A 21,385-nucleotide genomic window follows, 5' to 3' on the forward strand; every position below is an offset into this window, starting at 1 on the left:
AAAAACACCTATTCAAACATCCGCATCTCTGTTAGTCTACGTACGCTGCTGAGGCGCCCATGGCCTGAGTCGAGCAAGATGGGCAGAGATTTTTTAATGACATTTCCATTACCACAATAATAACGAGAGGACAGACCGATGCTGGACATGAGCCAATTCCACGGGCGCCTGAACGACCTTGATACGCACATCCAACCGTCTCCAAATAACTATGAGATGGCCGCCGGAGAAGTAGGTAAATACTTCGCCGACATGTACAACCAAATGCTGGACAAAGCTCCCAAGGAAGAAGCGGCCAAAATAGCCAAGTTGGTGGGCGAAGAATCTCAAGAATATACCGAAGAAACCGTATGGCGTACAAAAGGCTCGGCGGCACCCGGTGCTTTCAGTTCCGGCGGCCGTTTGAAAACCCTGGATTATATGGGCGTTAACCGGTCTTTCATCTTCTCAGACCCCGGCATTCAAGGCGCGGCATTTGCCAATAACGAGCTGGGTATTGCCACCATGCGTCACTGGAATGACTTTATCATCGATTTCGGCAAGCAAAACCCCAACCGACTCCGCTCAGTCGCCATATTGAATACGCATAACATCGACGTTGCCATAGCGGAAGCAAAGCGGGTTCTTAAAGCAGGCGGACGCGCTTTTGTTTTGGCCAGTTCGGTTCCGCCCGGCGACGCTTCGCCCGCCGATGCAAAAATGGATAAACTATGGCATCTGATCCAGGAAGCCGACGCGACCGCCATTCTTCATGCAGGCGGCGAACACGGCTTTATGGCGAGCGATTCCTGGAGCAAGGGCGTCGACCACCTCTGTTTTCAACCCATGGATATGTCATCGGAAGGCGAGCAGGTTAATACCTATATGTTTTCTTCCATGTATTACTCTCCACAGAATTTTCTTTCCACACTCGTTCTCGGCGGCGTCTTTGAACGTTTCCCAAGGCTTCGCTTTGCCGTGATTGAATTAGGCGCGTTTTGGCTGGCGCCGATGGCCACTCACCTGGATCAAGTTGCCTCCATTTACAGAGGACGCCTGTCGGGCGCATTGTCTATGAAACCTTCCGAATATATCCAACGCAACGTACGCGTTACGCCATACCGCTTTGAGCCGGTTGCAGATTACATCGAACGTTACGGATTCGAAGAATGCTACTGCTATAACAGCGACTTCCCCCACCCGGAAGGCGGCACCCGGCCTATCCAGGAGTTTGTCGATCATATCGACCGGCTTGGTCAGAATCATGCGGAAAAGTTTTTCGTAACCAATGCAGAATGGGTACTACCCGCATTGAACTAAGGAAAAGGATGGGCCAATGACTGGCCCTTCTATACAAAAACCAATATAGATATAGACATGGACACCATGGTAACGGCACTAGTGAACGATCCAGCGGTCGAGGAATACTTTGTCCTTGAGCGGAAAACACAGCATGGCGAGGTAGAGCAAGTCGCCTACATCGTGACAACGGAACCGCATAGATTCGAACAGGCCCAACTCAGGCTGCAAGCCTTGTCCGAAGGACAAATCGCTTGGTTCGTAGCCGTTGCCTATCTGCCCCTCAACGATGACGGTACGGTCGACGAGTCCGCACTCGCAGATGTGCCGGTTCTCGCAGAAGAATCTGCGGCGGAATGCGCCGGTCGTATCGCAACTTTGCCCAATATTGAGCGGGTTGCCTGCATTTCAGGGTACTGGCCGGACTCGCCAAAATATATACATGTCGGCAAGCTGCTACGCAATCAAATTCCAAACGCAGCACTGCCTCATGCAGAAACCCCGCTCCCATCGGCTCGCGGCAACGAACCGGCACCCGACGCCATTTGCCACGGACAGCCTTTGCCGCAACGCGACGGTGCCGCCCAGGTTCTCCAGCAAGTTCTGTGTTCAGCCGAACCCGGCACGCCCATCATCTATGTCGACAGCGACGGCAACGAGCGCGCTGAAAGCTACGGCTCCCTGCTGACGGAAGCGCGCCGGATACTCGGCGGCTTGCGATACGAAGGCCTCAAGCCCGGCGACAAGGTCGTTTTCCAGCTTGAACGCAACGACGATATTCTGCCCGCTTTCTGGGGCTGCCTACTCGGCGGCTTCGAGCCGGTCATCGTTCCCGTCCCGCTGAGTTATGACATAGAAAGCCGGGCGGTGGAACAACTCCAGCAGATCTGGAACCTGTTCGACCAGCCTCTTATCTTCACTAACAACAGCCGCAGCACATCCATACGAACCTCATCACAGGCGCCGTGTTTCGCCGACGCCCGCTGGGTTGCCATCGAAGCGCTACGCGACAATCCTGCGGATATGCATATCCACAGCGCAGCGCCCGATGACATCGCCTTTTACACGCTGTCATCCGGCAGCACCGGGATACCCAAAGCGGTTGCGCTAACCCACCGCAACCTTCTGGCACGCGCCCGCGGCACCAATATACTGTGTCAACATACGGCCGACGATGTGATCTTTAACTGGCTGCCTTTCGACCATATCGGCAGTATTTCCGAGTGGCATCTACGCTACCTCGATCTGGGCTGTAAACTGGTCTACGCCCCTAAAGAATATATCCTGGCGCGCCCGCTACGTTGGCTGGAACTCATGCACCGGCATCGCGCCTGCCACAGCTGGTCGCCTAATTTCGCTTACGCGCTGGTGACAAACGCCCTCAACAGCGAGCCGCAACAGGACTGGGATTTGTCCTGCGTTAAAACGCTGTTGATCGCCGGTGAAGCCATCACACGCACGACCACCCGAGAGTTCCTGGAAAGCCTGGCATGCTATGGCCTACAACCGTCAACACTACTGGCCGCTTTCGGCATGGCGGAAGTCTGCTCGGGCGTAACCTACCATCAACCGGCAACAGGCCAGTCCCTTGGTTTCCATCATATCGACCGGAATTCCCTGAGCGGCGCAATCCGCCGGGTCGATCCGGATGACGAACTGTGCGTCTCTTTCGCCAGTCTCGGCCCGGTCATCCCCGGTGTTTCGATGCGCATCGCCGATGACGAACAGCGCGTACTACCGGAAGAAACCATCGGTCGCCTTCAACTCAAAGGCGATGTACTGACGCCCGGCTATTACCATAATCCTGAAGCAAACAAGGTGTTCCTTGCCGACGGCTGGTTCGATACCGGCGATGCCGGCTTTATCTCCGGCGGAGAACTGGTGCTCACCGGGCGAGCCGGTGCAGGCATCATCATCAATGGGGCGAATTTCTACAATAATGAAATCGAGGCAGTGGTTGAACAAATCGCCGGAATCGCCGCGTCGTTTACCGCAGCTTGCGCGGTGCGGCAGGAAAGCAGCGAAGGACTGAAACTGGCGGTTTTCTTCCACGCGGCTTACGAAAACAACGATGCCGTCCTGCTTAAACTGTTAAAAACCATCCAGTCGCAGCTAACCAAGCGTCTGGGCATTAAAGCCGATTACCTGATTCCGCTCGATCGCGATGCGATACCTAAAACCGGCATCGGCAAGATCCAGCATAAAAAGCTCATTGAGCAATTCCAGCAAGGCGCATTCCAGGAAATCCTTGAGCATCTGGATTTGTTGACGGCGAACGAACAAACCCTGCCGGATCGGTTCCACAAAAAGATCTGGCGTCGCAAGGAGCTAGTGCATATTCCCCGCGTTGACGACGATGTCTGCGTTATTTTCCTCGACCGGCTTGGCCTCGGCTTGCAGGTTGCCTCCGAATTAGATACGGCCGGCATCCAATGCATACTCGTCAAACCCGGCGAATCTTTCGCTCAACTCGGCGCGATGGAGTTATCCATCCGTCCGAATGAACCGCAGCACTATCATCAGCTGGTGGAATGGCTTAAGGCATCGGATATCCGGCTCGGTTCCGTCCTGCACCTGTTCAGCTATGACACAGAGCAGAAAGAAGCCGACAGCGTATTGCTTCTGGCCCAGGCGCTATCAGCGCTCGACCTCGACGCCCCGCTCCGGCTACTGGCGGTTTCCAGCCACAAGCATAAGGGCATTGCCTCCGCGAAAGCCGCTCTTCCAGGACTTTTGCACGCCATCGAACAAGACCAGCCCCTGCTGCGCTGCCTGCACCTGGATTGCCCCGCATATACCCCGTCCGCCTATGCTCCGGCTATCGTCAGTGAGCTGCTGGGGATATCCGTCGATAGAGAAATCGCCTATCGCGGACAACAACGCTGGGTCGCAGGCTTGCAGCAGATTGATGTCGCTACCGTCACGAAGGAATCCCCTTCCGTGCTGCCTTTCCAGCATCAAGAAGTCTACGTCATCAACGGCGGACTCGAGGGAATCGGGCCGCAATTGGCGGAATACCTGCTCAGCCGCTTCAATTCCCGCCTGATACTGCTTGGCGAAACCCCGCTGCAATCGCAAGCGGCGGCGGACGACAAAGACGCCCGCCCTGCCCACTACCAGCGGCTGCGGCAATTGTCCGGCGAATGCGTTTATCTTGCCGTTGCCGCCCTGAATCAGGAAGAATTACAGCAAGCCCTGATTGCTGCGCTGGCTCAGTGGGATAATAAGCTGGACGGAGTCATTCACCTTGCCGCCGCTTTGCCCGAACATCCGCTTCTGGAAGAAACGCAGGCCCCCAAGTCGGTTCCTGAATTAATCGGCGCGAACGCTCTCTACCGAATCCTTGAGCAATTCCAAGGAAAATTCTTTATTTCCCTGTCATCGACAAGCGGCTTCCTCAGCGCTCCCGGCCAGTGTTCTCCTGAAACCGGCATCGCCTCTCGGGAAGCCTTGGCTACCTCATCTCTTGGCGGCCCGCGTTTCTACAGCATCGGCTTGTCCGACTGGGACAGCCTAGACACAGCATCGGCGCTGGACGCGCAAACACCCGTCGGCAGCTCGGTGCGCCGAAGCATCAATGCTATCCTCGTCGCTCTGCAACTTGACGAAGAGCAGGTACTGATCGGTCTGGACGGCGACAGCCCGGCTGTCCGCGCACAGACCCACATCGGCCCGCCGCAACTCGGCAAAACTGCCGTTTATTTCACAGCACGTCAATTGATGACTCCGGCCCGGTTAAACCCGGAACCGCTGACCGACCGCTACGGATCGATAGTTCCGTGCGACTACATACAGCTACGCGAACCGGAAAGCGCAGGCGCCGAGCAGCTTGAGCTCTGGCCTTCGGTGGCCGAGTATTTCGTCTACGACGACCTCATTTATTACGCTCTGGCCAACGATGAACGCCGTAACGACAGCTACCGCATCGCGCTGCAACGCACGGTTCCCGGCAAAATCGTCCTCGACATCGGCACAGGCAAAGAAGCCATCCTGGCCAGGCTGGCGCTGGAAGCGGGTGCGCGCAAGGTCTACGCTATCGAAATGGGCGACGAGGCTTTCGCGCAAGCGGTGGCATACATTCAACACCTGGGGCTGGACGATAAAATCACCATCATCCACGGCGATGCGACCAAGGTCGAAATCCCCGAACTGGCCGATGTCTGCGTTTCGGAAATCGTCGGTCCGATAGGCGGCTGCGAGGGCGCTACGGCGCTGATCAACAACGCCCATCGTTTCCTCCGCCCCGGCGGCATCATGATCCCCGGCCGCAGCATTACCAAAATCGCTGCGGCGCGCTTTCCCGACGGCTTGCTGCCACATCCGGGTTTTTATCAAGTGCCCAGCTCCTATACCGGCAAAATTTTTGCCGAGGTGGGTTATCCCTTCGACCTGCGGCTGTGCATCAAGAATTTCCCGCGCAACAACCTGCTGTCCAACGCCGATATTTTCGAAGACCTGGACTTCAACCGCATCACGCCGCTGGAGGAACAGCACCAAATCGAGTTGATCATCGATCAGGAATCACGCCTCGACGGCTTCCTGGTCTGGCTGAACCTTCATACCATCGAAGGCGAAGTCATCGACATTATTGAGCACGAGTACAGTTGGTTGCCCGTCTACCTGCCGGTATTCCACCCCGGCATCGAAGCCAAGCCCGGCGACCGCATTATCGCAACGGTTAGCCGCAGTCTGTGCGAAAACGGGCTTAATCCCGACTTCGTGGTCAGCGGTCAATTCCTGCGTTGCAACGGCGAGAGCATTCCTTTCACCTGCACGTCTTACCATTACAAGCAGCAGTACAAGCAGCATCCTTTCTATGAAGCGCTGTTTGCTGAAGATCCGCTGGGTCGCCATCCCGGCTGCCGCCCCGGCAACCTTTTGCAGTACCTGCCGGAAATGCCGCTGACCGTGGGTGGTGAAATTGACCGCAACCGGCTGTCTAAACTGACCTTGGGCAACACGCAAGAAACGGCGCAACAGCAGTCCCCCGGATCTGAAATCGAAGTCCAAATCGCGAAAATCTGGCAGGATGTGCTGGAAATCCCGCAAGTCGGCATCCACGACAATTTCTTTGAATTGGGCGGACACTCGCTGTTGCTGGTGCAGGCTCATGATCGCTTAGTGGAGATTTTCGGCCCGCAGATCACCTTGGTCGACCTGTTCAAATACCCGACGATCAGCGCACTCGTGGAACTGCTGGCCGACGAAGGCCTCAGGGAAACGCCGTCGCAAAAAGGCCGGGAGCGAGCAGAAGCCCGCAGCAACTACAAATCCACCCAGAGCAGCACTGACATTGCCGTCATCGGCATGTCCTGCCGTTTTCCAGGGGCTGACGATTTGGAAACCTTCTGGCGCAATCTGGCCGAGGGCGTCGAATCGGTCACCTTCTTCGACGAGCAGGACATTACCGCCACCGGCATCAAGCCCTCGGTAGTGCGCCATCCCGACTATGTCAAAGCCAGCCCGCTGCTGTCCGATGTGGAAGGCTTCGATGCGGGCTTCTTCGGCTACACCGCCCGCGATGCCGAGTTAATGGACCCGCAACACCGCTTGTTCCTGGAATGTGCCTGGGAGGCTTTCGAAAACGCCGGTTACGATCCCATCGCCTACGAAGGCGTAGCGGGCGTTTATGCCGGGGCGAGCATGAACACTTACTTGCTCAACAATGTCTACCCCAACCGCGACACCCTGGATATCCAGGACGATTTGGACGTCGCCACGCTGGATTCCATGGGCGGATTTCTGCTGATGGTCGCTAACGACAAGGACTATTTGACGACGCGGGTTTCGTACAAACTCAATCTCACCGGCCCCAGCGTAAACGTGCAGACTGCCTGCTCCACCGGCTTGGTGACGATCCACATGGCCTGCCAGTCGCTGCTCAATGGCGAAGCCGACCTGTTTCTCTCCGGCGGCGCGGCGGTGCAAGTACCGCAGCAGTCCGGCCACCTGTTCCAAACCGGCATGATCGTTTCACCCGACGGGCATTGCCGTTCGTTCGATGCCGAAGCCAAAGGCACGGTCTTCGGCAGCGGCGTCGGCGCTGTGTTGCTGAAAAGGCTGGACGATGCGATCCGCGATGGCGACCATATCTACGCCGTGGTCAAAGGTTCCGCCGTCAACAATGACGGCGGCGTGAAAGTAGGCTATATGGCGCCCAGCAGCGAAGGGCAAGCTGCGGTTGCGGCGGAAGCTCTCGCGATGTCCGGCATAGCGCCGGACACCATCGGTTTCGTCGAAGCGCATGGCACCGGTACGGAAATGGGCGATCCCATTGAAGTAAACGCGTTGACCCAGGCTTTCCGCGCCCAAACCGAAGCTAAGGGCTTTTGCGCCCTCGGTTCGGTTAAAACCAACGTCGGCCATTTGCAAATCACGTCGGGAACGGTAGGTTTCATCAAGACCGTGCTGGCGTTACAGCACAAGCTGATCCCGCCGACCCTGCACTTTAACAAACCCAACCCGGCGATTGATTTCGAGAACAGTCCATTCTATGTCAACACCCGCCTGACCCCCTGGAAAACCAGCGGCACGCCGCTACGCGCCGGGGTGAATTCGCTGGGTATCGGCGGCACTAACGCCCATATCATTTTAGAAGAAGCGCCACTCTCGGCGTCCATCACCAACGACCTGGAGCGCCCGCAACACCTGCTGACGCTGACCGCGCGCACCGAACCGGCCTTGCTCGAACTGGCCGGTCGCTATGCAAAGTTTTTCACTAACAACCCCCAAGCGTCCTTGGCGGATGTCTGTTTTACCGCCAACACAGGGCGCAGGCCGTTCGAGCATCGCTTGGCTGTACCGGTCGAATCGGCCGCACAGTTGCGCGAAGACTTGCAAAGCGTCGCTGCCGGACAACATCCCGACAGCGTCATACGCGGACAAATGAGCCCCCAAGGGCGTCCAAAGATCGCCTTCCTGTTTACCGGCCAAGGCTCCCAATATCCGGGTATGGGCCGCCAGTTGTACGACAGCCAGCCGGTATTTCGTCAACAACTCGACCGTTGCGCCGAAATTTTACAACCCCTGCTGGATCTGCCATTACTGGAGGTGCTCTATCCGGCAGACGGCAGTTCGGCAAAGCTGGATGAAACCGCCTATGCCCAACCGGCATTGTTCGCATTGGAATACGCCCTGGCAGAACTGTGGAAATCCTGGGGCATTGAGCCCTCCATCGTCATCGGCCACAGCTTGGGCGAATATGTCGCAGCTTGTATTGCCGGCGTATTCAGCCTGGAAGACGGCCTAAAACTGGTCGTGGAGCGCGCCCGCTTGATGCAGGCGTTGCCGACAGACGGCGAAATGTGGGTGGTCTTTGCCACTGAAGCACAGGTACGCCCGCTGCTGACCGCCTATGCAAACGACGTAGCTATCGCCGCCGAAAACGGCCCCGAAAGCATTGTCATTTCAGGCCGAAAACAAGCACTAGCCGACATTCTCGCCCGCTTGCACGAAGGCGGGTATAAAACTCAGGCGCTTAACACCTCGCATGCCTTCCATTCTCCATTGATGGAACCCATGCTGGCCGATTTCGCCCGCGTCGCAGGACGCATTACCTATACACCGCCGCAAATTCCGCTGGTTTCCAACCTCACCGGCACACTGGCATCCGACGAAATCACCACGCCCGCCTATTGGCGTCGCCATATCCGCCAGCCGGTAAAATTCATGGCGGGTATGCAGGCACTGGTCCAACACGGCTGCGAAATCTTTATCGAGATCGGCCCGAAACCGACCTTGCTGGGTATGGGCGCGCGCTGCGTTGCAACAGACCAAGGTATCTGGCTGCCGAGCTTAAGACAGGGAGAAGCCGATTGGCAGACGCTGCTTAACAGTCTGGGCCAATTGTCGGTTTGCGGTCCGGTAGACTGGAAAGGCTTCGATCAGCCCTATCAACGCCGCCGCTTGCCGCTGCCGACCTACCCATTCCAGCGCCAACGGCACTGGCTGGATCGGCCCGCCACGGTAACAACTGCGGTTCGCGGCAACGGCAACGCCCGGCCTTTACTCGGCAACAAGCTGCAACTGCCGACCTTGCAAGCGACGATCTATGAAAATCGCTTTAGCGCAGAGGCCCTGCCCTTTTTGCAGGATCACCGGGTTTACGATGAAATCGTCGTGTCCGGTGCCTGCCACGTTGCCATGCTGCTGAGCGCCGCTGCGGAAACCTTCGGCAAAAGCGCTTATGTGCTGAAAGATGTCTATTTTCCCGAGCCGCTTATTATTCCCGACGGACAAACCCGTACCGTGCAGGTGGTACTGACGCCGACAGCAGACAGCAACGCTACTGTCCAACTGATCAGCTTTGCCGCCACCGCTACGCCTGAGCAACCCGGCGTCGCCACCCACGCCGAAGGATCGTTTGAGCAAGCCGTTGTCCGCTCGGCCGACAAATCTTTCCAAACCCTTTGGGAGCGTTGCGGCGAAACCCTCTCTACCGAGGCGTTTTTCCAAGCCCAAGCCGATCGTCATATCCACCTGGGGCCTAGCTATCGCTGGATCGAATCCATAAAACGCGGTGACAGGGAAACTATCTGCCGCCTGCGTACCCCGGAATCTCTGGGAGGCCTGGACGCCAAGCAATTGCATCCGGGGCTGTTGGACGCTTGCTTCGGCTTGCTGTTAGCCACCGGCATCCTGGCGGAAGACGAAACTTGGCTGCCGTTCGGCATTGAGGAAATACGCGTATTCCAAGCCTTGGACAATACCCCGATGTGGGGACATTTGGTATTGCGTCCCGCTGATGCCGCCAAACGGGTGATAGCCGATGCGACGCTGTGCGACTCAGCGGGACAGGTGCTGATCGAATTCATCGGACTGGAAGCGCGAGCCGCCAGTCTCAAGGCAATCCAGCGCTATCTGCCGAACCGGGCCGATACCCTGCTGTTCGGCTACGATTGGCTGCCGCTCGCGGCAACATCGCACAGTCCGTCAGCCCATATTCAGGGACAGTGGTTGATTTTTGCGGACAGTCAGGGAACAGCCGGGCAATTGGCGCAACAGTTAAGAGCTCAGGGCGCGCGTTGCGTGCTGGTCACGCCGGGTTCGGCCTATGGCATCGTCGAGCAAGATCATTATTGCGTCGATCCTGATCAAGCTGATGGTTTTGCGCGGCTGTTACAAGATAGCGTGGGAACGACAGGCCGGTTCCAAGGCATCGTGCATTTATGGAGCCGGGACGAAACCACGGTTGAGGATAGCCAATGGCTGGCACACACCCAAAGCCTCGCTTGCGCCAGCGTGCTGCACCTGGTTCAGGCGCTGGTTCATGCCAACGGGTTAGGCGGAACCCGCTTATGGTTGGTCAGCCGCGGCGGACAAACCGTAGGCAACGAAACCTTCAGTCCACAAATACAGCAAGCGCCGTTATGGGGCCTGGGTTTGGCCGTGGCGCTGGAACACCCGGAACTGGCTTGTACCCTGGTAGACCTGGATCCAGCGACAGCCGATGCCGATGACTTACTGGCAAGCCTGCAAACGGCCGATGACGAATCCAGAATCGCTTGGCGGCAAGGTACGCGGCACGTTGCCCGTTTAACCCGGCAACAAGTCCCCACAACCGACCAACAACCATCAATACGGGCCGATGCCAGCTACCTGATTACCGGCGGCACCGGCGGCTTAGGACTTAGCACCGCCGCATGGATGGTGGCGCAGGGTGCCAGACACCTGGTTTTGACCAGCCGTAGTAAAGCTTCGAAAGAAGCCTTGGAAGCGGTAAATCGTATGGAACTGGCCGGAGCCCAGGTGCTGTTGATGCAAGCAGACGTCGCCGACCGCGAAGCGCTGGCCCAGGTATTCCACACAATCAACGCCACTCTACCCGAGCTGCGCGGCATAATGCACTGCGCCGGCATCATTGACGATGGGATGCTCGCAGAGCAAACCTGGGAGCACTTTAAGCGCGCATTACCCGCAAAAATCCACGGCGCTTGGCATCTTCACCAACTCAGCCAAGCGCTGCCCTTGGATTTCTTCGTCTTGTTCTCATCTGCCGCGTCAGTATTGGGCAATCAGGGACAAGGCAATTATGCCGCCGCCAATGCTTTCCTGGACGGTTTAGCCCATTACCGGAGACAGCAAGGTTTACCTGCCGTCAGCATTAACTGGGGACCGTGGGACAGCGTAGGTATCGCCGTATCCGACACCGCCATTGCCGATCACATGGGCCGATTGGGCTTCACCGGCATCAAACCTGAGGTCGGGATAGCGGCGCTGGAAAAAATCCTGGCCGCTAACATCGCACAAATCAGCGTTATTGACTGGGACTGGCAGAAATATCTCGCCCAACTGAGTACGCCGCGCAATTTCTTCGGGGAACTGAGCAAGACCGCTCCATCGGCAACGATGGACGGCGGCGCTACGCCGGAAATATTGCATGAACTCCAACAAGCATCGCCGGAAAAACGCAAGCAGCTGCTCGGCGCTCTGGTACACGACACAGTACGACGGACACTGGGCATTCACGAATCGGTGCTCTTGGATCCAGCCAAGCCTTTGGCCGACCAGGGCTTGGACTCCCTGATGGCCGTGCAGATGCGTAATGTGCTCGGCAACAACTTGCGGCAAGCTTTGCCGGTGAGTCTGGCATTTAACTACCCTACCGTAAACGACATTATGGACTACATAGAGGTACTGATGGATAAAGCGCTCGGCTCAATTGAACCGTCTGCGGCTGCCGCGCAACCTGCGCAGCATGATGATTCCGCCAGCTCTTCCGCCCACGCGCTGCTGGCAGACCTGGACAAGCTCCTTGACGAACAGGACCTGAACGCATGAGATCAGAAAACTTAGATTCACCTTTTACCCCCCAACAACCATCCGCCGACGCAGCGAAAGTTCACGGGGCTATAAAGTTTAACGACTGGATAACCTGCCCAACACCTAATCCAGCGGCACCTTTACGACTGTTTTGTTTACCGTTTGCCGGAGGCGGCGCTTCGATCTTCAGAGCGTGGGGAAGAGCGCTGTCTCCCGCTATTGAGGTTTGCCCGATACAGTTGCCGGGGCGAGAAAATCGCTTCCGTGAACCGGCGCATACCGATGTCCTGCCGCTGGCCGAGATTCTCGCCAACCAGATCCAATTGTATGCCGATAAACCGTTCGCTTTGTTCGGTCACAGCATGGGCGCCTTGCTGGCGTTCGAGCTGACCAAAATTCTGCAACGGCAAAACGCGCCTTTGCCGCTTATGCTGTTTCTTTCCGCTCACCGTGCCGCGCATCTGCCGCCACGTCGAACTCCGATGCACGCACTACCTGACGAAGAATTCATCGAAAAACTCCGCCGTTTCGGCGGCTTCCCGGACGAGATCCTCGAACATCAGGAACTGCTCGATTTCTTACTGCCGACACTGCGGGCAGACCTGACATTGTGCGACTCTTACCGCTATGTGCCCGATGCATCGCTGAATTGTCCGTTACAATTGTATGCCGGTCGCCAAGACACAGAAGTTTCGCCTGAAGAAATTGAAGCCTGGAATGAGCATACCACCCAGGCCGCCAACCTGCATGTTTTTCCGGGCGGACATTTCTTTCTACGTTCAGATGCCGACGCACTGATGCAAGCAATCGCCAAAGCATCGGCGCAGATTGGACCGCTTTAAGTGCGTTTTACAGGTTTTGCGTAACCGGCAAAGACACCCATGATACTCACGCCCTAACATCTCAACCATTAAAGAGACACACATGCAGCACGATGAACAGGAAGACAAAACCCTCTACAAAGTTGTAGTGAATCATGAAGAGCAATATTCCATCTGGCCTGCCGATCGCGAAAACCCGTTAGGTTGGAAAGATGTCGGATACAGCGGCCTTAAAGCCGAATGTCTGGCGCATATTGAGACAATATGGCAGGACATGCGGCCGCTCAGCCTGCGTCGCCAAATGGAGGATGCCGCGCAAAATCCGCAACCGCCGACTGAAGCTTTATTAACCGAAGCAGGCAGCGAGGACGACTTGGTCGAGCGGCTGGCTAACGGCTCCCACCCTATAGAGCTGGGCCTTCGTCCCGAGAAGACCGTTGCCGCCCTTCAGGTGTGTCTTGACCGGGGATTCGTGCATCTTCACTTCCCTCAAACTCAGGGCGGAACCGAGCTTGGAATCAAACTCGATCAGAACGAGAGCGATCTTAGCCAGGCCGATTTTGAAAGCCAAACCGGTAAAGTTCGCCTGATTGGAGGCTTAACCCTCAATTACACAAAAGTCCGCTGTATAGCCGACATTGATCTGGCAACGCTGAGTGGACAAGGGCATCTTGAAATCATTACCGGGTAACAGCATTGCAAAAGGAAACACCGCTTTTTCCGAAACGTTCGGGCTTACCGACTTATACTGAAGCCGGAGATTTGTTGCCCGCACCGGAAACGGATAAAATTCGTGTTTGGCAGATCAATTTGGATGAGCTAACCGGCTTTACCCGACATCTGGAAGCCATTCTGTCCGCTGATGAGCGCAAACGCGCCTACGCTTTTGCCACCCCGCTGTTGCAACAGCGGTTCATTGGCGGACGCGGAGTATTGCGTCTGGTTTTAGGCGCTTGTTGCGATAAGGCGCCGGAAAGCCTGGAGTTTATCTATGGCCCTTACGGCAAGCCGTACTTGGCTGGGGCGGAGACAGACTGGAAGTTTAATATGGCGCACAGCAATCATATTGCGCTGCTTGCCGTATCCCGCTACGTCGAAATCGGCGTCGATGTTGAAATCGACCGTCCGTTGACCGACCTTGCCGCGCTGATTAATTTATGTTTCTCGGAACAAGAGCGCAACGCCTGCTTAGCCATGACCCAAGAAGAACAACGGACGGAGTTCTACCGAATCTGGACGTACAAAGAAGCCCTATTAAAAGCCAGCGGCAAAGGATTACAAATGGACTTGCAGGAACTGGAAATTGCACGAGATGGAACGGTTTTACGGTGGCCGGCAAAATTGCAGGCCTATAGCACTTATCGCGTCTATCCTCTCCCCATATTGAATGTACCGGCGGCCTTAGCCGTAGGGCCGGGACTGACGCATTGGCAATGTGAAGAATTACCGTTGCCAGCATTAGAGAATTTTTTTACATATCCTATAAACCGGGGCAGTCGGCATGTCTGATCAGGAAAAAATGGCGCAAGGAGAACCGCAAGGCCGCGAAGAGGCCTTTAGACAAGCTTTACAAAAAGCTTCGATGACCATTCGGCAACTGCTGGAAGAAAACGCCTCGCTTAAAAACAAAGAGCCCGTTGCCATCATCGGTATGGCCTGCCGCTTTCCCGGCGGGGCCAACAACCCGGAACAGTTTTGGCAACTGTTGCAGGGCGGCATTGACGCCGTCACCGAAGTCCCGTCGAATCGCTGGACGGCTGAGGACTACTACGCCGCAGATCTGCAAGCGCCGGGCAAAATGTACACCACTCGAGGCGGCTTCCTGAGCACTCCTGTCGATGGTTTCGACGCAGATTTCTTCGGCATATCGCCCAAAGAAGCGCGCGCCATGGACCCGCAACATCGACTGCTGCTGGAAATCGGCTGGGAGGCCTTGGAACACGCCTGTCTGGTTCCAAGCACGCTGAAAAACAGCAGAACCGGGGTCTATGTCGGCATGTCCAGCGACGATTATGCCCGCAGCCACCGCCATTCGGGACAGCCGGAGAACATCGATGCTTATGCGATTACCGGCTCTACTTTCAGCACCGCCGTGGGTCGGCTGTCCTATATTCTGGGACTGCAAGGCCCTTGCATGGCTTTGGATACCGCCTGTTCTTCATCGCTGGTCGCTCTGCACTTAGCCTGCCGAAGCCTCCAGAGCGGGGAATCGGACTTGGCGCTGGCGGGCGGGGTCAATCTTATGCTGTCCCCCGAACTGCATATTTGTTTTTCCAAACTTCAGGCCATCTCGCCCGACGGCAAATGCAAAACTTTCGACGCCTCCGCCAACGGTTATGCGCGCGGCGAAGGCTGCGGCATGGTCGTGCTCAAACGTCTTAAAGACGCGGTCCGCGACGGCAACCGCATTCTTGCGCTGGTAAAAGGCTCGGCGATTAACCAGGACGGCAAAACCAATGGCTTGGCCGCGCCCAACGGTAATGCGCAACAGGCCGTTATCCGCGAAGCCTTGGCAGATGCAGGGCTCCAGCCCGCAGCAGTGGATTACGTTGAAGCGCACGGCACCGGCACGATTCTCGGCGACCCTATCGAAGTCGAAGCCCTGGGTGCAGTGCTGGGATCGGGTCGACAGGACCCCTTGCGGCTAGGGGCGGTAAAAACCAATATCGGCCATCTGGAACCGGCGGCGGGAATGGCAGGCCTGATAAAAATCCTGCTGTCCTTAGCCCATGAAGAGCTGCCGCAGAATATCCATTTTCATCGCCCCAATCCGCATATCGACTGGAATAACCTGCCGTTGCGGGTACTCACCGAAAAATCGGCCTGGCGACGCTCAGCCCGACCTCGCATTGCGGGCCTCAGCTCTTTCGGCTTCAGCGGCACCAACGCCCATGTCATCGTCGCGGAAGCCCCCCAAGCGGAACCGCAAACCGGCGAACAACAGCAGGATGTACATCTGCTGAACTTATCGGCGCGAGACGAAGCCGCATTACAGACACTGATTGCCGACTATCTGAAAGTCTTGCCCCAAGACGAAACGGAAAACGCATCGGCAGACTTGGCCGACTTGTGTTATTCGGCGGCCGTCGGTCGTCATCACTGGCCCTGGCGCCTGTCCGTGGCTGGCCGCAGCCCGGCCGAGATGCGACGCAAACTGGCGGACTTTATACAACAAGGCCAAGAAAACAGTGATCTCGTCACAGGACACAACGAAGAAGGCGCCCCGGACATAGCCTTTTTGTTTACCGGCCAAGGCTCGCAATACCCAGGCATGGGCCACGCGCTGTATCAAAGTCAAACGGTTTTCAAACAAGCCATCGACCGTTGCGATGCTGTGCTGCAACCCCTGTTGAACCGCTCTTTGCCCGACCTGCTGTTTAACACCGAAGCCGAGGTCCTAAACCGGACAGCCTATGCCCAGCCCGCGCTGTTTGCGCTGGAATACGCCTTGTACGAACTGTGGAGCTCATGGGGAATATCGCCGTCGGTGTTAATGGGGCACAGCGTCGGCGAATATGTCGCGGCCTATGCGGCCGGCGTATTCAGCCTGGAAGACGGCTTAACGCTGATAGCCGAGCGCGGCCGTCTGATGCAGGCGCTGCCGGCAGGGGGCGGCATGGCGGCTGTTTTCGCTTCGGAAAGCCTTATCAACAGCGCAATAGCCCCCTACCAAGGACGGATTAGTATTGCTGCATACAACGGTCCCGAACAGCTGGTCATCTCAGGCGATGAGGATGCCGTGCGTGCCGTTTGCGCCACACTGGATGGCGAAGGCATCCAAACCTCGGTTCTGGCGGTTTCCCATGCCTTCCATTCCCAGCGAATGGAAGGCATGCTGGCCGACTTCGAGCGCGTCGCCCGACGCGTGGTTTTCTCCCCGCCGCGCATTAAACTGATCTCCAACATTACCGGCATGACCATCGGCGAAAACATTGCCTGCGCCGAATACTGGCTGGAACATATACAACGCCCCGTCGACTTTTCGGCGGGCATGGCAACACTCAAAAACGCGGGAATCCGGCTATTTGTAGAAATCGGCCCCCACGCTACCCTGCTGGGCTTAGGTCGCCGTTGCCTACCCGGGGGCGGCACATGGCTGCCCAGCCTGCGGCAGAATGTTCCCGAGCAACAACAACTATCCCGCACCATGGCAGGGCTGTATGTGCAAGGTGCGGCGGTGAACTGGAGCGCCGTGTATGCCAATCAAGCCTGCCGCTGGGCCAGCGTGCCGACTTATCCGTTCCAACGCAAGCGCTTCTGGGTTGAAGCGCCGGCACAGCAAAAAATTATTCACAAGCCGTCGTCCTCCAGCTTGGCTCATCCGCTGCTGGATCGTATGATCCGTTCTCCGCTGCTGGAATCGATCCTGTTCGAAACGCGTTTTGGCGAAGCGGAATTGCCGGTACTAAGAGACCACCATATCTTCGGCAAAACCGTGGTATCGGGAGCCTGTCTGACCTCCATGATTCTAGGCGCAGCCAAGCAGGCGTTCGGCGAAGGCACGATTCAGCTTGCGGAGCTGATGTTTCATCAAGCGCTGGCGATAGCCGACGGAGCCACGCGATCCGTCCATTTAGCCCTCAAACCGCTAGGCGATGGCACAGCATCGTTCCGACTGGTCAGCTTAGAGGCCGATAGCACAACGACAGAAGGGACCTTGCATGCCGGCGGCAATCTTCGGGTTCTGCCGCATTCAGCCCATCAATCAACTCACCCGCTGTCCTCCCCACCGGAATTGTGGCATCGCTTCGACACCGAAATACCGGGCCAATCCGTGTATGAAGCCCACCGGCGCCGTCACATTGAATTGGGCGATAGCAATCAATGGCTAGAATCGGTCCGACTCGGCCGGTCAGAAGCCATCGGCCGCCTCCGCCTGCCGAGTAGCGATGGGCAGACCCTCGCCGTTGACGGCTACCTGCTACATCCGGGCCTGATCGACTCCTGTTACGGTCTGTTGGGATCGGTTGTCGCGTTAGAGGACGATGAGACTTTGGTTCCGTTCGCCATAGAGCGTTTCAACTTAGTCCGACCAGCCCAGGGCCAACAGTTCTGGGTGCATATTCGCCGCCGCGTACTGGAGGAATTCCCCGACAAATTAATCGGCGATATTCAACTGCTGGACGAACAGGGCGAATTGATTGCCGAATGTCTTGGCTTGGAAGGTCGCGCCGCAACGCCGGATACCTTATTGCGCACGCTGGCGAAAGACCCTGGCCAGCTGTTTTACCGGCTCGACTGGATTAACCGCGACCGTCAAACAGCATTACCCGGATCAGCGCAAAACTGGCTGATTTTTATGGATGATGCAGGGCATGGATCAGAAATCGCCAAGCGCCTGAAAGCCCAAGGGCATTCTGTTGCGGCCGTTTATCCGGGCACCTGCTTCGAGCGTTTGGAAACGCAGGGCTATCGGATTGACCCGATGCAGGCAGCGGATATGCTGTCGCTTTTAACAACGGTCTTTAAACAAACAACCTATGTGGGCATCGTCTATCTATGGAGCCTAAACAATCACAAAGATAATCCGGCTGCGCTGGAGTTTACAATTACCCAAAGCTGCGCACCCGCTCTTCATCTTGTTCAAGCCCTTGGCCGGATAGAACCGGCCGTTGTGCCCGCGCTAGTCCTGGTGACCCAAGGCGGCCAGCCTATCGATTTGCCTGAAACCTCAGCGAGGTCGGTGTGCGTTGACCAAGCGCCATTATTGGGAATGGGCAAAACCATCGCACTCGAACATCCCGAACTGCGTTGTAAATGCATCGACCTGGACCCTGACGACACCGACGAAAGTAATGCCGACTTCTTGGTTCAGGAGCTGCTCAACCCAACACAGGAAAACCAAATAGTCCGGCAAGGTTCCAATCGTCTTGTTGCCAGACTGATCCGTTATCGTCCGGAACACACCCAAAATCTCCCGGTACGGCAAGAGGGGCATTACCTGATCTGTGGCGGCTTGGGCGGTTTGGGCCTATTGTTGGCAAATCAGCTTGTGGCACGCGGCGCACGGCATCTCACGCTGTGCGGACGTAACGCCGCTAATCCCGAAGCGGCGGCAGTTATTGCCGGGCTGGAACAATCGGGGGCGAGCATCCGCGTCCGTCTGACGGATATTACCGATGCCGAACAGCTACAAGCCCTTATTGCGACGGCATCGGCAGAACAGCCTCTGACCGGCATCGTCCACGCAGCAGGAATGCTGGACGATGGCGTACTCGCCCAGTTCGATTGGCCGCGATTCAGCCGGGTGCTGGCGTCTAAAACCGTCGGGCTCCAATATCTGCATGAACTGAGTCGGCATCTGCCGCTGGACTTTTTTATCGGCTTTTCTTCAATGGCGTCATTGACCGGTTCTCCGGCTCAAGGCGCTTATGTGGCCGCCAACAGCTTCGTTGATGCGTTGATGCATCAACGCCGGGCCGAGGGCCTGGCAGGACTGAGCATCAACTGGGGGCCTTGGGCCGAAGTGGGCATGGCGGCCCGCCTGGATGACCGGCAGCGCTTACGCCTGTCGTCCCAGGGCATCAACGCCATGTCAGCCGAAGACGCTTTTCGTACCCTCGATCGGCTGTGGCCGAATCCGCCTGCCCAAATAGGCATCATGGATATTCATTGGCCGGAGTTCCTGCGCCACTTCCCCGGCGCAACCGACTTGCCGCTGTTTGAGTTATTACGGCAACGGTCCGATACCGGCGCGTCTACTGAACCGGAAGCAACATCGCAAGCCCAATGGATCACGCAACTTGAGCAAACTCCAGTGGCGCGTCGGCGAACCCTGCTGTCCTCCTTGATTTGCGGTGAAATCAACCGGGTACTCGGTGCAGCAAGCGACCGCTCAATCGCTCCGCGCCAACGCCTGTTCGATTTAGGATTGGACTCATTAACGGCCGTAGAATTGAAGAACCGCCTGTCTGCCGCCCTGACCTGTCCGCTGATCACAACCCTGTTGTTCGATTACCCCACCCTCGAAGCACTGACCAATCACTTATCTATGATCGTATCTATCTCATTCGAAGCGGTAGAGGTCAATGCGCCCGCAACAACATCGACCAGCGATGACAAAGCCGCTGCGTTGGATCAAATGTCGCAACAAGAGCTGGAAGACTTGCTGGCCGAAAAACTCAGTCTCATTGCAGAATAACAATAGCTCACTATGACAACTAACAGCGAAACCGGCCCAGCGCAACGGAACTTGATTAAAAGCGCCCTGCTGAAAATCGATGAGTTGCAAGCCAGGCTCAAGGCCTGCAATGCGGAAAAAAACGAAGCCATTGCCATTGTCGGCATGGGCTGCCGGTTTCCGGGCGGGGTGGACAGTCCCGAGGCTTTTTGGCAGTTGCTGAACGACGGTCGCGATGCGATCACCGAGGTGCCGCCGGAGCGCTGGGACATCGATGCCTATTACGATGCCGACCCCGATGCGCCGGGCAAGATGAATACCCGCTTTGGCGGCTTTATCGAGCGCGTCGATCAATTCGATGCGCGCTTTTTCGCCATTTCGCCGCGCGAGGCGGTGTCGATGGACCCGCAACAACGCCTGCTGCTTGAGGTCGCCTGGGAAGCGCTGGAATATGCCAATATCCCGCCCGACAGTGTCTACGGCAGCGCCACCGGGGTGTTTGTCGGCATTATCGGCCAGGATTATGCGCAGCGGCTGTTCGCACCCGGCTATCTTGACAAGATCGACGCTTATGTCGGGACCGGCGCGTCGCAGGGCGTGGCGGCGGGGCGTCTGTCCTATGCGCTGGGCCTGACCGGGCCGAGTTTCAGTGTCGATACGGCCTGCTCTTCGTCGTTGGTGACCTTGCATTTGGCCTGCGAGAGTCTGCGCCGTAAGGAATGCGATCTGGCCTTGTCCGGCGGGGTGAACCTGATCCTGGAGCCGGGGCTCAATGTTAATTTCTCGAAAGCGCGGATGATGGCGCCCGATGGCCGCTGCAAGTCTTTCGACAGCGCTGCGGACGGCTATGTGCGCGGCGAAGGCTGCGGCATGCTGGTGCTGAAACGCTTATCCGATGCGCTGGCCGCGGGCGATCAGGTGCTGGCCGTGGTGCGCGGTTCGGCGGTTAACCAGGACGGCCCGAGCGGCGGTTTGACCGTGCCCAGCGGCCCTTCGCAGGAACAGGTGGTTCGGCAGGCGTTGGTCAATGCGGGCATTACGCCGGATGCGGTCAGTTATGTTGAGGCCCACGGCACCGGCACGGCGCTGGGCGATCCGATTGAATTGGGCGCTTTGGACGCCGTCTTTAGCGCTTCGCATTCGGCGGCGAATCCGTTGTATTTGGGCTCGGTCAAGACCAATGTCGGGCATTTGGAAGCCGCCGCCGGGGTGGCCGGAATCATCAAGCTGGTGTTGGCGCTCCGGCATGACAGCCTGCCGCGCCATCTGCATTGCGACAATCCGACCGCGCGCTTTGCCTGGGCCGACAAGCCGTTGCGTGTCCTGCACGAGCCGCAAGCCTGGCCGCGCGGCGAACGGCCGCGTATCGCCGGCATCAGCAGTTTCGGCTTCAGCGGCACCAATG

General features: G+C 57.2%; 7 protein-coding genes. All 7 read left to right on the top strand.

Features of this window, described 5'->3' with window-relative positions; all coding sequences use genetic code 11:
• Nucleotides 1–147: 147 nt before the first annotated feature.
• Nucleotides 148–1,299, top strand: a complete 1,152-nt coding sequence (locus METTU_RS16300) for an amidohydrolase family protein (protein ID WP_169624957.1) — start codon at nt 148–150, stop codon at nt 1,297–1,299.
• A 57-nt stretch (nt 1,300–1,356) separates the two neighbouring features.
• Complete coding sequence (locus METTU_RS21900) at nt 1,357–12,057, top strand: type I polyketide synthase (RefSeq protein ID WP_006892893.1); 10,701 nt, start codon at nt 1,357–1,359, stop codon at nt 12,055–12,057.
• The gene (locus METTU_RS16310; protein WP_006892894.1) at nt 12,054–12,881 is read left to right on the top strand and encodes a thioesterase II family protein; all 828 of its coding nucleotides are present in this window, start codon (nt 12,054–12,056) and stop codon (nt 12,879–12,881) included. Before METTU_RS21900 ends, METTU_RS16310 begins: the two co-directional genes overlap by 4 nt.
• A gap of 82 nt (nt 12,882–12,963) precedes the next feature.
• Entirely contained in the window at nt 12,964–13,551 is a 588-nt protein-coding gene (locus METTU_RS25100; protein WP_006892895.1) for an MbtH family NRPS accessory protein, read from the top strand.
• Between the two features lie 5 nt (nt 13,552–13,556).
• Nucleotides 13,557–14,369: a 4'-phosphopantetheinyl transferase family protein gene (locus METTU_RS16325; RefSeq protein WP_006892896.1), complete on the top strand. Its 813-nt coding sequence runs from the start codon at nt 13,557–13,559 to the stop codon at nt 14,367–14,369.
• A complete protein-coding gene (locus METTU_RS16330) occupies nt 14,362–20,001 on the top strand; it encodes a type I polyketide synthase (RefSeq protein WP_006892897.1) in 5,640 nt (1,879 codons plus the stop codon). The genes METTU_RS16325 and METTU_RS16330 overlap by 8 nt, the downstream gene beginning before the upstream one ends.
• Before the next feature lie 12 nt (nt 20,002–20,013).
• Nucleotides 20,014–21,385, top strand: a 1,372-nt coding sequence (locus tag METTU_RS16335) for a type I polyketide synthase (RefSeq protein ID WP_006892898.1), incomplete at its 3' end; no start/stop codon positions are given.

Source organism: Methylobacter tundripaludum SV96 (assembly GCF_000190755.2).
GTDB lineage: Bacteria > Pseudomonadota > Gammaproteobacteria > Methylococcales > Methylomonadaceae > Methylobacter_A > Methylobacter_A tundripaludum.